Source organism: Helicobacter himalayensis (assembly GCF_001602095.1).
Lineage (GTDB): Bacteria > Campylobacterota > Campylobacteria > Campylobacterales > Helicobacteraceae > Helicobacter_F > Helicobacter_F himalayensis.
Genome location: NZ_CP014991.1, coordinates 146,017 through 161,074, shown reverse-complemented (window position 1 = coordinate 161,074; position 15,058 = coordinate 146,017). Strand labels below are relative to the sequence as shown.

The window sequence follows — 15,058 nt, the reverse complement described above, 5'->3', positions numbered from 1 at the left end:
CATTTATGCTATAATCGCGCCTTTGATATTGCAAAGAAGGATTTTAATAATGATAAAGCTTTATGGGATTAAGAATTGTGGGAGTGTGGCAAAAGCGCGTGCTTTGCTAGATTCTAAAAATATTGCGTATGAGTTTATTGATTTTAAAAAAACACCCCCAACCTTGCAGAATATCCATTCTTGGCTTGAAAAATCAAGTATGCAAATACTGCTAAACACCAAAAGCACGACTTACAAAAAACTTGGATTGAAGGAAAAAAATCTCGGTGAGGAGCAAAAAATCCAAGTAATGCTTGAAAATCCAAGCCTCATAAAACGACCAGTGATAGAGGTTACGCATTCTAGCCTTGTAGTGGGATTTGATGAAAGCGCAATTCTATCTGCTCTAAAATCTCTCTAAACAAACAAGGTGTGTTATGTGCAAGAATTTTTGGGCGTTAGGTGTTTTTATAGCGCTTTTTTTGGGCGCGTGCTCGCATACAAAAGTGCAGGTAACACCAAAAGATCTAAGCACCTATCCGCAAAATGCTAACTACTACCTAGAGCAGACGAGCTTGAACTTCACCCTGCCAACTTTGAATCCCGAAGAGTTAAAAAAGTTAAAAAATGATTATCTAAGCAAGTTTTTTTCCCCGTGGAGCGAAGAGCCAAATGAAGATGTAGATTCTGTATTTTGGGTGCGCTATGGTATGCTTCAAAACAAAGGCTATGGGGAAAATACCAAGCCCTACACATTGCAAGAAGCACAAAGCCTTCTAGATTCTATGCAGTTAGAATCTTACCCATCAGCTAAAATTAAAGCCATTATCACAAAAACTACAAGTGTGCGTGCTGTGCCTACAATTATGCCAAAATTTTCAAAAAAAGATGGCTACCCTTTTGATAGGTGGCAAAACTCACTTATCTTTGCTGGCACGCCCGTGCTTATCACACATTTTGACACAAGCGCACGCTTTGCGCACATACAATCAAGCTTCGTGTATGGCTGGGTGGAGCTAAGCGACATAGGCTTTGTGGGGGCAAAAGATAGTGCAACAATCCAAAAATTTAGCGATTATATTACACCAAATAGAGATAATATCACTATTAAAGATATTAAGGGGAATTTTTATACCACTGCACGTTTGGGGCAGGTTTTTGCACTCAATCCAAACTTCAAAAACGCGCAAGAGTATGAAATCTATATCTATATGCGCACAGAATCCGCAACTGCTAAAATCACCACCGCACGTGTGAGCAAGCAGGATTTTATCCCCTTCCCAAATACGCTAGATTCTAGCTTAGTGGCGGATTTTCTCACACAATTAATGGGGAAAAAATACGGCTGGGGCGGAATGTATGAGGAAAGGGATTGTTCGGCGTTGGTACGCGATATTTTTGCGCATAATGGAATCTTTTTACCACGAAATTCTAAAGCTCAAGCGTTATACGCAAGCAATGCGATAGATTTAAGCAAAATGAGCGCAAAGAAAAAAGAAAAGTTTATTATCGAAAATGCCACGCCTTTTTATACGATTTTGTGGCTTCAGGGGCATATAATGATTTATCTAGGCGCAATTGAAGGTAGGGCAATAGTCGCTCACAGCGCGTGGAGCGTAACTAGTGGCAAAAAATATGAGAACTTGCTTGGTGGCGTCGTGGTAAGCAGCCTGTATGTTGGAGATGAAAAAAATGGTATTTTCTCACGCAGCAAAACACTTCTTGAACGCGTAGGTGCAATGTCTGATATGCGAGTTTTGAGTGAGAAAATCTTACAAAGCAAATAAAGGAAATACTGGAAAAATGAGAAAAAGTCTTTTTTGTTGTTTTTTTGTGTTGTGTCTTGTCTCAAATGCGTTTGCTACACCAAGGCAATTGCGCATAATGGTAAGCATCGCGCCACAAAGCTATTTAGTGGAAAAAATCGCAAAAGAACGCGCAAAAGTGAGTATTCTAATCCCCCAGAATCTCGCACCAGAATCCTACGAACCGCGTCCAGAGCAAATGAAAGAAATCAAAGATATGCGCCTTTTTGTTGGTATTGGTATGCCTTATGAAAAAAAATGGCAAAACCGCTTCAAGCAGGTAAATCCTAGAATGCGCGTCATCAATAGCGCAAGCGCAATCCCTCAAAATATGTTTATTGAAAACGACAATCACATATGGCTTTCACCAAAGCTTTTAAAACTGCAAGCAAAAGAGATTTTTTACGCCATTGCAAGCATTGATTTGCATAACAAAAAATTTTATAAGGAAAACTATGAAATGTTGCTAAAAGAGCTTGATGACTTAGATTCTGAAATTAAGGCGATTTTTGCAAAAGGGGATTCTAAAAAAGTCTTTGTGGTGGCGCATTCTTGCTTGAAATATTTTGCGCGCGATTATGGGTTGCAGGAGTTAGCGCTTGATTTTAAAAGTGCGGAAAAAGCAAAGCAACTAAGCGAGGTAAAAACACAAACAAAGGATTCTCAAATCCACACAATTTTTATCCAACCACAATACCCAAAAAAGCAAGCACAAGCACTAAGCTATGAGCTTAAAGCGCAAATTAAAGAGCTTAATGTATTGAGCGCGGATATTAAAGAAATGCTTTTAAAAATTGCGCATACAATTGCAGAGCAAGAAAATTAACTTTAACAAAAAAAAGGGGGGGGGGGAATATGCCACACGAAGAAGATGTAAGGGCAATTGCTAAGCGCGCGGTAAAAATCGCACTTTTTTGCGTAGGGCTGGTGGTGCTTTTTAGTATTGTAAATATCTATGTGTTGCTTGTGCAGGTGGATTCCACAGCGGGCATCAGCCACCGCGTTATCGAAGTGGAAAAAAAGCTTGAAAAGCTAGAATAACTTAGGAGCAAATAAGAAAACAATATAAAATTTCTGTTACAATAAGCACCCGATTTTAAAAGGAGAGGTTTAGAATAATGCTCTTAGATTCTGCTTTTATTTCTATTGCATTGTTAAATAAAGAAGTAGATTGCGCGCGATTAGCGCAACTACAAGATGCTTTAAATAAGCATTTTGCCTATTATGAGATTTTACTTATAAATCCAATTTTTAGCTCTTTAGCTAAAAATAGTATTACCCCCCCCCCATATACAAGGCTTATTAGAAAACTATCCAAATCTTAGAATCCTAGAGGTGCGCTCACCAACAGGCACAGCATTTAACTGCGAAATTTTCCTACAAAATTGTATTGGCGATTATTTGCTCTTTGTAGATTTGCAAGCCCAGAGTATAAAAGATTGTGTGGAGATTCTCAAAATTGCACCAACGCACGACATAATCATCGGCACACGTTTGGATAAAAAGCAAAATCTATTTGAAAAAATTTTCTCTCGCGCTTTTTATGCAAGCCTTAGAATCTTTGGTGATTTTACTAAATGCAAGCATAATTACAGCGATTTTTGCGTGCTAAATAGAAAAGTCATACACTCCCTTCTCAACACACAAACACAAATCAAACTTTTGCGACTCGTGCAATTTGATGGGGCATTTTCAAAATACGAATACCCTTTCACTCCACTTGCAAAATCCCCAAGTAAAAGCTTTTTACAGAATCTAAACCTCGGCATTGATTACATCACGCAACATTCTTTTAAACTCCTGCGAATAGGCACTATTTTATGTCTTTTGATGGCATTTTTTAATTTTTGTTATGGTATTTTTGTTGGCGTCTCATTTTTGCTAAAACCCTACATTGAGGGAGGTTGGACATCTAGCTCACTTTATGCTGTAAGCGTGAATTTTGTGATATTTTTGATGCTTTGCATTCTTGGAGAATACTTGCGTGTCATACTTTTAAGTATGCGCAAAGAACGATTTTATGAAGTAATTGATGAAAAGAGCAACTTAGAGCTTTATATCGCAGAAAAAAATGTAGAAACCCAAAAACAACAAGGAAGCAAATGAAATGTCTAAATATTGTGTTGCCTGTATTAAATGAAGAGGTAGTTTTAGAATCTAGCATTAACAAGATTGAAAGATTCTTGCAAAATGCAAAAATACCCTATATTCTTACCATTGCTGATAATGGCAGCACAGATTCTACTAAGCAAATTGCACAAAAATTATGCCTAAAAAGCTCTTTTGTAGAGTATTTGAAGGTTTCTCAAATTGGCGTGGGGCTAGCTTTTAGAGAGGCAATTTTGCATAATGCAAAACGTGCAGAATCTGCAGGCAGTAAGGATATGTTTTGTGAATTTATAGGCTATATGGATATTGATTTATCTACTGATATTACACATTTGATTGAAGTTTATGAAAGGCTTACGCGAGGAGAAAGTATCGTTGTGGGCTCAAGGTTGCTTAAAGATTCTCAAGTAAATGGACGCAGCTTGAAGCGCACTTTTACTTCACGCGTGCTAAATATCATTATGCACCTTGTGTTAGGGGCGCGTTTTAATGATTGTATGTGTGGATTTAAATTTTATCAAGCACCCATTGCGCAACATTTGGTTGAAAACTGCTACAAGGATAATGGCTGGTTTTACTGCGCTCAAATGCTAATGGTGGCGCAATACAGCAACATAACTATCACTCAAATCCCCATAAAATGGGAAGATGATAGCAATTCAAAAGTAAAAATTATGCGCCTAAGTTGTGAGTATCTCAAGCAAATAAGCCGACTTTTTATTTATAGAATCCGTGGAAAATTAGTATGCAAAAGTTAGATTCTACTGCTCCATTTCCTAGCGTGCTTATAGGCAAGGGGTATTGGGGGAGTGTTTTAACGCGCTATATTAAGGAAAGTCCATATTTTCATTTATCAAAAATCTTTGGTAGTGAGTTTCAAATACAGCTTTTGCCAAAGGATTGCAAATGTGCGTTTGTAGCCACACCCTTAGATTCTCATTTTAAATTATGCGAAGAGCTTTTATTAAGAGGTGTTCATATTTTTGTTGAAAAGCCAACTTGCAGGAATCTAGCAGAGTTTGAGTATTTACATTCATTAAGCACGCGAAATAATGCCATACTCTACACCGACTATCCTTACACGCTTTCCCCATCAATAAGACACATAAAAACACTTCTTTTGAAGCATTTACACTTAGCGCAATTCCCTTTAAAATTTCAAGCAAAAATCACGCAATATGGTAAATTTTATGAAAATGAAGGCGCGCTTGAAGTGCTTGGCGTGCATTGGTTGAGCGTATTTGCTTTGTTTTTCAAAGAAACTATACCTTTTGAAATAACCGCACAAGCTTCATCATCTTATCCACTAAGTGTTTATGTAAAAGCCCGCGCAAAATTTTTAGAATCTCTTTCTTTAGATGCTCAATTTAAGGAGAAAGATTTTCCCATAGATTTGGAACTTACCTGCTCTCTTGAATGCAAAGAAAAAGCACGCACGCTAGAAATTTCTGCATCAAATTTTTCAATTTATTTCGATATGCTAAATGCTCCAAAAATTACTTTTAAAATAGAATCTAAAGAAACACAATATTTTGATTTTGATGAGACAAACACTCTCGCATTTTGCGTGCAGGATTTTGCTTGCGCTATTAAAGATAAAAAACATTCAACAAGGCTTTTAACCCTTCATAAACGTGTTATAAGATTCTTAGAATCCTACGTTATATCCCTAAAATCACCACCTGTATCAGAATCTGCCTCTCAAACCAGAAAAAAGGTGCATTATGAAATATGATTGCATTATTATCGGTGGGGGATTTTATGGCTGTTCTCTTGGGGTATTTTTGCAAAAATATTTTGACAAAATTCTTATTATAGAGCGTGAAAATGAACTTTTAATGCGCGCGAGTTTTGCTAATCAAGCGCGCGTGCATGGAGGCTATCACTATCCTCGCAGTTTGCTTACAGCATATAGCTCAATGCGAAGTTTTACACACTTTTGTAAAGATTATAAAGAAGCAATTGTGGATAATTTTGATAAATATTATGGTATAGCGCGCATTGGCTCAAAAACAAGCACAAAGCAGTTTTATCATCTTTTCTCCAAAATGCACGCGCCCATTAAACCAGCACCTAAACATATCAAGGCGTTTTTCAATCAAAGATTGATTGAGGAGGTTTTTTTAGTGCGTGAATGCGCCTTTAATACCGCGATTTTAAAGCAAATTTTAAAACATAAACTTTTTAACAAAAATACCAAATGCGAAATCCGCTTGAATACAAATGCTCAAAAAATATGGCAAGAAGGTGAAAATTTAGCGCTTCTTACACAAGATTCAACCACAAACAACACTTTCAAATCAACTTTTAAAAACTCCACGCAATTCACACAATCTACACAATCCACCCTTTATGCAAAATATATTTTTAATTGCACCTACGCAGGGCTTAATACGCTTTTAAAAAATTCCAACCTTCCACTTTTAGATTTAAAGGCAGAAATCACAGAAATGGCACTTGTTTCAATCCCTAAAGAGTTGGAAAATTTAAGTATCACTATAATGGACGGGGCGTTTTTCTCCATTATGCCTTTTCCAGCACTCAATTCACACACGCTAAGCCATGTGCGCTACACACCGCATGCAAGTTGGTGTGATAAACTAAACATCAATGCTTATGATACGCTTGCTACATATCCCAAAACCTCCAACTTTCCTTATATGCTAGCAGATGCAAAACGTTATATGCCTATTGTAGGTTCTTTGGAATATCAAGATTCTCTTTTTGAAGTAAAAATTGTGCGAATGCAAAATGAATCTGATGATGGCAGACCCATTATTTTTACTAAAGATTATGGTTTTAAAAATTTTTCAAACATACTTGGGGGTAAAATAGACAATATTTATGATATTCTACAGAGTGTAGATTCGTACTTGAGTGCGGTGCATTTTTCATAAAGTTTAAGAAGTTTTAAGCTGCTATCCCTTATAATCCTGCGTCGTTTTTTTTTTTTTGAGGAATTCTAAGTTCTCAGTAATAAAGGGGTGTCTATGCTATCGTATAAAAATCTTTCTTTAAAGCTTAAGATTTTGTCTCTTGTGAGTGGTTCTATTGTGAGTTTTGCCCTGCTTGTTGGGACTATCGCGTATAACGAACACGAACTAGAATCTATGGCAAAAACTAAAATCACGCATACAATCCAAGCTGAAGTGGAACAGAAAATCAAACTTTCCACAGATTCTATAGCATATGCATTAGGCGATTTGGTGGAAGGCTTGCCAGAAAATGAACAAATCGCAATTATTGAGAAGGCAATTGAAAGATTCCGCTTTGAATCTGATAAGTCCGGCTATTACTTTGTGTATAAAGAATATGTTCCAGTAGCGCACCCTACGAGAAAAGACCTGCTTGGAAAGTCGCTTTATGATGCTAAAGATTCTAATGGTGTACATTATGTGCGCGACTTGTTTGAAACTTCTAAAAATCAAGATGAAAAAGGAAAATTTGTTTATTTTACTTTTTCAAAGCCCTTGCCTGATGGCACTCTAGGCACTGCGCAAAAAGTGGGCTACGCACAAAAAATCCCACACACCCAAAATATGTGGATTTCGACAGGCGTTTATGCGGATACACTAGATATACACGCAAAAGAAGTGGCGACGGAGATTATTACCCCTATTCTTGATTCCATAACAAATATCGTGGGGATTTCAATCATCGTGTTTGTGGTTGTTTTCACACCGCTTGTTTTTATTTTTTATACCAACCTTATGCGCAGTGTCAATGCACTAAGTAGCAATATTGAGAACTTTTTCCAATATCTCAATCACGAGATTAAAGAGCCTCATTTTAAACCTTTGGATACAAAAGATGAGTTTGGCAAAATGGAGCGGGCAATTGAATCCAACATCTCCCGCACTCAAAAATCCCTCCTTCAAGACGAAGAAGCCATAGCACAATCAGCAGAGACTGCTAAAGAAATAGAAAGTGGGAATCTCAAAGCAAGGATTATTAAAAATCCTGCTAATCCACAATTGATAGAATTAAAAAATGTGCTTAACACTATGCTTGATGTCTTAGAGCAAAAGATAGGAAGCGACACAAATGAAATAACAAGAGTTTTTGACTCTTATACAAGGCTAGATTTCACCACTGAAGTAAAAGATGCTAAAGGAAGAGTGGAAGTGGTTACAAACACTTTGGGTGAAGAGATTAAAAAAATGCTTGTAGCTAGCTCAAACTTTGCAAAAGATTTAAGCATTCAAAGCAATGAGCTTAAATCCTCTATGCAAAGACTAGCAGATGGTTCTCAAGCACAAGCTAGCAGTTTAGAGCAATCAGCCGCAGCAGTAGAAGAAATAAGCTCATCTATGCAAAATGTAAGTGATAAGACAATCGATGCAACCAAGCAAGCAGAAGATATTAAAAACATTGTAGGTGTTATCAAAGATATAGCAGACCAAACAAACTTGCTCGCTTTAAATGCGGCTATTGAAGCAGCAAGAGCAGGAGAGCACGGCAGAGGCTTTGCTGTTGTGGCTGATGAAGTGAGAAAACTAGCAGAGAGGACTTCTAAATCACTAGGAGAAATAGAGGCAAATGTAAATGTCTTGGTGCAATCAGTCAATGAAATGAGTGAATCTATAAAAGAGCAAACAGAAGGCTTAGGACAAATCAATGAAGCCATAGCACAACTAGAAACACTCACACAAGAAAATGTAGAAGTAGCTAACACTACAAATACCATTACTCAAAGAGTAAATGGCATAGCAGAAGAGATATTAGAAGATGTGAATAAGAAGAGGTTTTAGGGGAAGACTTTTGGGATTTTGAGAATCTGGGATTCTAAAAAGGCCTACAAAACCCTTTGTAAAATTGTTTTTAATCGCGGGATATTTGCTTGCGTGTTATATTTTTGCGCTAAAGATTCATTGTGTGCTTTTATACTAGCAATGTCTTCAACGCTTGAGTGCTGAAGGGCTTTTACAAGAGAATCTACACTGAAATCCTCCGCCACAATCCCGCATTGATTTTTTTTCACAAATGCACCCACGCTTTCAAGTGGTGTTGTAAGGACACAAAGGCGTGCTTGAAGGTATTCAAAAAGCTTGTTTGGCATACAATACATAAGATTAAAAGTCGTTGGGAAAAATGGTATAAGTCCGATACAAAAACGCGCACTAAAATTCACAATCTCACCCATAGGCACAGGCGGTAGGAATACAAGATTCTCAATACCCTTTGCGCGTTCTTGCAAGGAATACAAAAATTGAGGCTGATTACTTAGCACCATAAGATAGAGTTTATAGTGCGCTGGAAGCTTTTTGGCAAGCTCTAAAAGATTTTCACTACTTCTATCTGCACTCACAAAGCCGTGATAAAGCAAAGAAATCTCTTTGCTTTGCGTACGCACACTCAAAGCTAGATTACGCGCTGGCACAAATTTAGGCAAGGATAAAAACACCTCGCCCTGTATCCCAAACTCCACCTTATAGCGTCTTAAAATCCATTCACTCACGCATAATGCATAATCAACCTCTGGCAAATACACCTCACATAAATGCTTAAAAAATAGCCCAAAACCCTCCAACCATTCCTTGCTATTCTCATACTCTAGCGGGTAATACTCGCGCAGGTCAATAAGCACCTTGCCACACCTTGCGTGCTTTTTGGATTCCAATGCAAAAGGTAAAAGCGTAATATCCTCGACAATCAACAAATCTTGAAAGGGAATTTCTCTTAAAAATTCTCGGATCTTTAGGCGGTTTGACGTGAAAATAAGCTTTTCAAATGCACCTTTTTGACACCATTGCCTTAATGTATCATTTTGCTCTTTTGTGCGCTCTTTGGCAGTTGGCAAAGACGGAAAACTAAAGGTTTTAACGCCTTGTATTAATGAGCATTCCTTTGCAATCACGCTAAGATTAAATCCGCCAATCTCTTGTAGCATCTGCAAAAGGCGGTATGGGCGCGGGCGCTTTAACACATCATAATCACAAAGAATCGTTATTTTTTTCACCACTTTTCCTTAAATAAATTTTCCCAAAACAAGTGCAAAAGCAAGATTCTAGCACCCTGTGATTTTGCCTTGTGGCAAGATACAAAGCGCGGTGGTTTGGGATTTTTTGCTTAAATGTATTTGGAAGCTGCTTTGAAATCGCGTTGGGATTTTCGCACACATCGGGCGCGCAAATCTATCAAAATGCACCCTTGCAGTATCGCGCTCACTGCATTTGACTGGTGCAAAAATTTCTAGATTCTCAATCCCTAAACGCTCACTCAAGCGTGTTTCAAAAAGCGTGTTATTTCTGCATTCAACCGAAGTATTTGTATTGTTATACCCGCTAATACAACGCCTTAGGGAATCTAGTGCGATAATATCCCCAGCCATCGGGCGCGAGTCAAAATCCGTAGTCTTTGCGAAACGCGGTGTATCCACAAAAAGAGAATAGCTAAAAGTGCTATAAATTTTGCCTATGTGAAATTGCACCTGCCACAGCGCATTTTGCGTCTGTGTGAGAAGTGAAGTCGTGTCGATAGAGGGAAATTCAACTTTTGTAGCGCTTGTATCTTGCAGATGCAAAAACTCCCTATCATCGCTTAATGCCAGAATCTGCGCGCTTTTAAGGTGAAAAGAAAGCGCGTTTTTTGCCATTGAAAGAGATTGATTTGAAAAAGGCGTGCTTATGGCATAAAACACCCCACATAGCGCGATAGCAAAGACAAGTTCAAGTAAATTCACAGCCTACTCATTTTGTGCGCTTTTTGGTGGTGATTTTAGAATCTTTACCCGCCTTTTGTGTATGCTCATTGGGCGCATAGGTGATTTTATAGCGCGCGATAATCTTGCCTAGATACACAAGTTTTATATCATCATTTTCACCCTCTTTTACCTTGCGTAAGATTCTAGGCGAGATATTATCAATGCCATAAAAGCGCAACTGCAATTCAAGGCGTTTGTCCTCTACTTGGATAGATTCAATATTAATTTTCCTAAGCTCGCTTGCAATCTCTTTGCCATAATAATATGAGTGTGCAAAATGCGTCTTTATCTGCGCGAGATAAAGCAGTTTATTAAAATACAGCGCACTACTTTGCAAAAGCATAAGCAAAAAAATCACCACAAAGCGCAAAATATAAGCACGCCTAAATTGTGGCAAGTGGATTCTAATATCTCCCAAAAACTGCCGCACAAGCACTGGTAAGCCGATAATACTTAAAGGTAAAAGCGTTTCTAAATCCACCTTTTGACGCAAAGAAAGTATCAACACAAACACAAACGCGCTCAAAGATACATAACTCATAAATTCATTTTGACGCCTACTTGAAACAATAAGCGCGTAAATGTAATAAATTAACAGCAAAGGTGAAAACAAAAGCACAAGCCCACCGAGCGTGTCGATAAAATAACTCTGCGGATGCCCGCTAACATCAATGCCAAAAAGCGACATATTCACACCAAAGCAAAGCAGTGCAAAAAAGAGATACGGTGTGTTTTTTGTCCTTAGCGCATAAAAAAACATACCCAAATACAAAATACTAAAACTAGAATCCAAAAACACGCTAAGTGCTGGCATAAAATACGCATTGCGCGAGAATCTTAACTGCCAATACACACACGCAAGCGCGATAAAAATAATAAAATTTGTCTTAGAAATAAGAATGGAGCTTAGCACAATGCCGGGTAAAAACATAAAAATCAACACACAAAGATAAGAATCTAGTGCGCGTTTAAAATAGCGCAAACTAATAAGATAAAGCAAAATAACATTGCAAATATGCACCGCCAAAAACGGCGCGCGCAAGGCAAAATCACTCTGTCCTAGATTCTCATAGCTTAGGCGCGCAAGCTCATAAATAAACTCATCAGAATAAAAAAATCCAAACGCCTCTTTGTGGTGGATACTAATTTCATTAATATTAAACAAAAGGCAGGCAATATGAAAAAGTAGCGTCAAAACAAAAAGAAGGAAAAATTTCTTTTGAGAATAAAGCTGTTGCATATATACGCCTTAGCTGTGATTTTAGCTTCTTTGTTTAGCTTTTGGGCTTTGTAAGTGCGCGGGCATTATAGCTATTTATTCCAAAATCTCCAAACATAGAATCTACAAATCTTAAAGCTTCCAAAAAATGCCGAGTATGAACGCGCAAGCGGAGCTGAAGCGAAATTCACTTCCGCGAGGCAATCTTTAAAGGAATAGATTCCAAAACTTTTATTTAATAAGCCCGCTTATAGCCTTAAATTGCGTACCTTTTGCTTGGCTTAAAAACCCAAATAAAAAACTCTCGGTATTAATGATTTTCGCTCCTTGCGAGCGCATAAAGCAAAGTGCGTTATTGTGGTTTGCTTCATTCCTTGAACTTAGACAATCTTCAATAAGCCACACCTCAAAGCCCATCTCTAGCGCCATTATCACACTTTGCAAGATACATATATGCGTCTCAATCCCAAAAAAGATAAGGCTTTTACATTGAGAATCTTGCAAGAAATTTCTTAGTGCGCTGTCATTAAAAATACTAAAAGAAATCTTTTCAAAAAGCCTAACTTGTGGGGTTTCATCATTTTTATTATTTTCATTATTTTCGTCAAGTGGGGTGCTAAAATCATCAATCACGTGGAATTTTAAACTACTATCAGTTTTCCCTAGCCCCTTTGGATATTGCTCGCTTAAAATCGTTTTCACACCTAAGATTCTCGCGCCCTGCAAGAGAATATTTGCATTTTTCAGCACCCTTTGCTTATAGCACATTACATCAATAAGCCTTTCTTGTATATCAATCCCCACAAGTATGCTCTTTTGCGCGTTGAGTAAAGTTTGCATATTTTCTCCCATATTAGCTCCTTTGGGTTGTTTTAAAAAATTCTAGGATTCTTTTGGAATCTAAAAGGTTATAAACTATAAGAAATAAGATTTTTAGCTTTAAATGTAGCAAAATCATCACAGATTCTGCCTATTTATCATTCACACGCTCCCAAAAAGCTTTGCAAAGTGGTTTAGAAAAATCACAAAAAATCTTGGGATTTATAAGTAGGTTTTGCGGTTGGATAAAAAAAATTAAACGCTCGCTTCCTACATTAGCGATTAGATGAGGTGCAAAATTAGACGTTTGACTAAGACTAAAAGAGCATTTTTCTTGCGTTTGTAAGGTTCTTAAAAGCACGTAGGCTTGAGCCTGCAAATTTGGATTAGTGTAATAAAAATCGCGCAAGTAAAGCATACTTAGTTGCTCTTGGGTAAGGAGAAGTTTTGCGCGCAAAAGTTGCAGGCAGGTTTTTTGTCGATAGCTTGAAAATATGCTTATCGCACTAAAACCTAACACACTTAAAATTATCACCACAAGCACAAACTCTAGCGCGCTAAAAGCTTTTGGACTAAGTGAAAGCGCACGCAAAATGAGCCTTTAAAAAAGTGCGTTGGAGGTGTTGAGCGGGATTTTTTTGCCTCCATTTGGGTGACGCGCAAAAAGACGCGTGCAAAGCGTAGAATCTGCCTTTTGCGTGATTTCATAGCTTAGCAAACTTTGCGCGCTGTTATAGCGCACAAACACGCACGCGTTTTGAGAATCTATCGCGCCATTTTTACCAAGTGTAATGGCGTTTCCCTGCACTATCCAGCGCGCGGGACTTAGATTTGCAAGGGTGAAAATTTGCGTCATATCAAGGGTTTTTGGGTCAAGATTTTGAGAAAAGACTTCGCGCTGAATCCCGCTAATAGCGTTATTTATATCATTTTCGATAGCCACAATCTGCGCGTCTATACGCGTTACGGAAAATCTAGGTATCGCAATGGCTGCAAGCACACCTAAAATAATCAACACAAACACAAGTTCTAGCATACTAAACGCATCACGCATTACAGCCTCCATTCCTTAATAATCTATCACTTGCAAGAGAAAATTATTGAAAACTCGATCCACACCTGCATTTTATCATTTAGGTTTGCAGATTCTACAATAATCACTTTTGGCTATTAAGAATCTGTGCTTTTTACCTAAAGATTTTCTGGCGGGAGGAGAAGTGCGATTTCAAAGCAATTTTGCAAATCCTGCGTTTGTGCCTTGCGTTGCAGTTTGATAATCGCACCTTTTTCCACTTGGATTTGTGCGCTATTTGTGAGATATTCTATACACGATTGTATATCTGGCTGATGTCCGACAAATAGCACACTTTGGCATTCTGCAACAGAATCTAAAAGTTCAAGATAGGCTTTTAACCCACAATCTGGCGCAATTTTTGCGTTTGTCTCAAATGGAATTTTCACACGCTTTTTAAGCGGTCTAATACTCTGCAATGTGCGCTTAGCAGGCGAAGAGATGATTTTATCAATTTTATGCGCAGGATTGGCAAGATATTTTTTCATAAAGCGCGCGATTTGCTTGCTCTGCTTTTTGCCAACCTTATTAAGCGGACGCGTACTATCATCACACCCCTTATGTTTTCTTGCAAACTCTGCTCTATCCTCACTCTGCGCGTGACGGATAAAAATAATACTTTCTAGCTTATTCAAATTTTCACCCCCAATTCTTTAAGAATCTCAATGCTAAACTGCGCACTCACTCTGGCTGCTTCTTCTAAAAACTCATCAAAGCTCACATCTGCGCTCCCATCGGCACTATCGCTGATTGAACGCAAAATACAAAAAGGAATCTTAAAGGCATTGCACACCACCGCTACACTCGCGCCCTCCATCTCAACCGCGCTTGCTTGGAAGTTTTGGATAATCCACTGCTTTTTGCTCTCATCGCAGATAAATTGATCGCCTGAAGCGATAATTCCTTCCATCAGTGGTTTATTAAGCTTTTGTGCGACTTTTTTTGCAATGGCATTAAGCGCACTATCAGCTTCAATATACACCGCGCTTTCTGGGATAAATCCTAGCGGATGCCCAAAGGCGGTAATATCCACATCGTGTTGCGCGAGCTTTGTAGCGATGAGTAAATCGCCGACTTTGAGCCTAGAATCTAGCCCACCAGCCACGCCCGTAAAAATAATGCGCTCGCATTCAAAGCGCGCTATCATCACACTTGCCGTGATTGCCGCATGCACCTTGCCAATCTTACTATAAGCAATATAGAGCGTATCATTTTGTATGATGATTTTATGAAATACATTCCCGCCTAGTGCGATTTCCTCGATTTTATAGCCTTGATTTTTAAAAAATTCTACAAGTGGCGTGACTTCCTCTATCATCGCCCCAATAATACCTATTTTCATAACACCCCCT

General features: G+C 38.2%; 17 protein-coding genes. 9 read left to right on the top strand and 8 right to left on the bottom strand.

The window, feature by feature from the left end; genetic code table 11:
• The first annotated feature begins 49 nt into the window (after positions 1 to 49).
• The 9 genes from A3217_RS00735 (at position 50) to A3217_RS09710 (ending at position 8,644) form a co-directional block, all read left to right on the top strand.
• Positions 50 to 400, top strand: coding sequence for an arsenate reductase family protein (locus tag A3217_RS00735; protein ID WP_066386783.1), 351 nt, complete (start codon positions 50 to 52; stop codon positions 398 to 400).
• Between the two features lie 16 nt (positions 401 to 416).
• On the top strand, positions 417 to 1,766 hold the full coding sequence (locus A3217_RS00730) for an SH3 domain-containing C40 family peptidase (RefSeq protein ID WP_066386781.1): 1,350 nt from the start codon (positions 417 to 419) through the stop codon (positions 1,764 to 1,766).
• Positions 1,767 to 1,782: 16 nt separating this feature from the next.
• Positions 1,783 to 2,610 (top strand): metal ABC transporter solute-binding protein, Zn/Mn family, encoded by an 828-nt coding sequence (locus A3217_RS00725; RefSeq protein WP_066386779.1) that lies wholly within the window; start codon positions 1,783 to 1,785, stop codon positions 2,608 to 2,610.
• A gap of 29 nt (positions 2,611 to 2,639) precedes the next feature.
• Positions 2,640 to 2,825: a DUF5408 family protein gene (locus tag A3217_RS00720; RefSeq protein WP_066386778.1), complete on the top strand. Its 186-nt coding sequence runs from the start codon at positions 2,640 to 2,642 to the stop codon at positions 2,823 to 2,825.
• A 294-nt stretch (positions 2,826 to 3,119) separates the two neighbouring features.
• Entirely contained in the window at positions 3,120 to 3,890 is a 771-nt protein-coding gene (locus A3217_RS00710; RefSeq protein WP_066386772.1) for a glycosyltransferase family protein, read from the top strand.
• Positions 3,887 to 4,651: a glycosyltransferase gene (locus A3217_RS00705; RefSeq protein WP_066386770.1), complete on the top strand. Its 765-nt coding sequence runs from the start codon at positions 3,887 to 3,889 to the stop codon at positions 4,649 to 4,651. Before A3217_RS00710 ends, A3217_RS00705 begins: the two co-directional genes overlap by 4 nt.
• A complete protein-coding gene (locus A3217_RS00700) occupies positions 4,639 to 5,628 on the top strand; it encodes a Gfo/Idh/MocA family oxidoreductase (RefSeq protein ID WP_066386769.1) in 990 nt (329 codons plus the stop codon). Before A3217_RS00705 ends, A3217_RS00700 begins: the two co-directional genes overlap by 13 nt.
• The gene (locus A3217_RS00695) at positions 5,618 to 6,790 is read left to right on the top strand and encodes an FAD-dependent oxidoreductase (RefSeq protein ID WP_066386766.1); all 1,173 of its coding nucleotides are present in this window, start codon (positions 5,618 to 5,620) and stop codon (positions 6,788 to 6,790) included. The genes A3217_RS00700 and A3217_RS00695 overlap by 11 nt, the downstream gene beginning before the upstream one ends.
• Before the next feature lie 93 nt (positions 6,791 to 6,883).
• Positions 6,884 to 8,644 carry a methyl-accepting chemotaxis protein gene (locus tag A3217_RS09710; protein ID WP_066386763.1) on the top strand — a complete coding sequence of 587 codons (1,761 nt, stop codon included), beginning with the start codon at positions 6,884 to 6,886 and terminating at the stop codon, positions 8,642 to 8,644.
• 44 nt (positions 8,645 to 8,688) lie between these two features.
• On the opposite strand, the gene A3217_RS00685 is transcribed toward A3217_RS09710, so the two are convergent.
• The 8 genes from A3217_RS00685 to A3217_RS00650 form a co-directional block, all read right to left on the bottom strand.
• On the bottom strand, positions 8,689 to 9,852 hold the full coding sequence (locus A3217_RS00685; RefSeq protein WP_066386761.1) for a glycosyltransferase family protein: 1,164 nt from the start codon (positions 9,850 to 9,852) through the stop codon (positions 8,689 to 8,691).
• A gap of 48 nt (positions 9,853 to 9,900) precedes the next feature.
• Positions 9,901 to 10,575: a hypothetical protein gene (locus A3217_RS00680; protein WP_066386759.1), complete on the bottom strand. Its 675-nt coding sequence runs from the start codon at positions 10,573 to 10,575 to the stop codon at positions 9,901 to 9,903.
• Positions 10,576 to 10,582: 7 nt separating this feature from the next.
• Positions 10,583 to 11,836 (bottom strand): hypothetical protein, encoded by a 1,254-nt coding sequence (locus tag A3217_RS00675; protein WP_066386757.1) that lies wholly within the window; start codon positions 11,834 to 11,836, stop codon positions 10,583 to 10,585.
• Positions 11,837 to 12,046: 210 nt separating this feature from the next.
• Positions 12,047 to 12,667 carry an isochorismatase family protein gene (locus A3217_RS00670; protein ID WP_066386755.1) on the bottom strand — a complete coding sequence of 207 codons (621 nt, stop codon included), beginning with the start codon at positions 12,665 to 12,667 and terminating at the stop codon, positions 12,047 to 12,049.
• 118 nt (positions 12,668 to 12,785) lie between these two features.
• A complete protein-coding gene (locus A3217_RS00665) occupies positions 12,786 to 13,226 on the bottom strand; it encodes a hypothetical protein (protein WP_066386754.1) in 441 nt (146 codons plus the stop codon).
• A gap of 9 nt (positions 13,227 to 13,235) precedes the next feature.
• Positions 13,236 to 13,688, bottom strand: coding sequence for a type II secretion system protein (locus A3217_RS00660; protein WP_066386752.1), 453 nt, complete (start codon positions 13,686 to 13,688; stop codon positions 13,236 to 13,238).
• 137 nt (positions 13,689 to 13,825) lie between these two features.
• The gene (locus A3217_RS00655) at positions 13,826 to 14,341 is read right to left on the bottom strand and encodes a SixA phosphatase family protein (protein ID WP_066386745.1); all 516 of its coding nucleotides are present in this window, start codon (positions 14,339 to 14,341) and stop codon (positions 13,826 to 13,828) included.
• Positions 14,338 to 15,048, bottom strand: a complete 711-nt coding sequence (locus tag A3217_RS00650) for a 5'-methylthioadenosine/adenosylhomocysteine nucleosidase (protein WP_066386737.1) — start codon at positions 15,046 to 15,048, stop codon at positions 14,338 to 14,340. The genes A3217_RS00655 and A3217_RS00650 overlap by 4 nt, the downstream gene beginning before the upstream one ends.
• Positions 15,049 to 15,058: the final 10 nt, after the last annotated feature.

Coding starts and splice junctions, on each gene's coding strand:
- A3217_RS00735 (WP_066386783.1), top strand. CDS start 50: ATGATAAAGCTTTATGGGATTAAGAATTGTGGGAGTGTGGCAAAAGCG.
- A3217_RS00730 (WP_066386781.1), top strand. CDS start 417: ATGTGCAAGAATTTTTGGGCGTTAGGTGTTTTTATAGCGCTTTTTTTG.
- A3217_RS00725 (WP_066386779.1), top strand. CDS start 1,783: ATGAGAAAAAGTCTTTTTTGTTGTTTTTTTGTGTTGTGTCTTGTCTCA.
- A3217_RS00720 (WP_066386778.1), top strand. CDS start 2,640: ATGCCACACGAAGAAGATGTAAGGGCAATTGCTAAGCGCGCGGTAAAA.
- A3217_RS00705 (WP_066386770.1), top strand. CDS start 3,887: ATGAAATGTCTAAATATTGTGTTGCCTGTATTAAATGAAGAGGTAGTT.
- A3217_RS00700 (WP_066386769.1), top strand. CDS start 4,639: ATGCAAAAGTTAGATTCTACTGCTCCATTTCCTAGCGTGCTTATAGGC.
- A3217_RS00695 (WP_066386766.1), top strand. CDS start 5,618: ATGAAATATGATTGCATTATTATCGGTGGGGGATTTTATGGCTGTTCT.
- A3217_RS09710 (WP_066386763.1), top strand. CDS start 6,884: ATGCTATCGTATAAAAATCTTTCTTTAAAGCTTAAGATTTTGTCTCTT.
- A3217_RS00675 (WP_066386757.1), bottom strand. CDS start 11,836: ATGCAACAGCTTTATTCTCAAAAGAAATTTTTCCTTCTTTTTGTTTTG.
- A3217_RS00670 (WP_066386755.1), bottom strand. CDS start 12,667: ATGGGAGAAAATATGCAAACTTTACTCAACGCGCAAAAGAGCATACTT.
- A3217_RS00660 (WP_066386752.1), bottom strand. CDS start 13,688: ATGCGTGATGCGTTTAGTATGCTAGAACTTGTGTTTGTGTTGATTATT.
- A3217_RS00650 (WP_066386737.1), bottom strand. CDS start 15,048: ATGAAAATAGGTATTATTGGGGCGATGATAGAGGAAGTCACGCCACTT.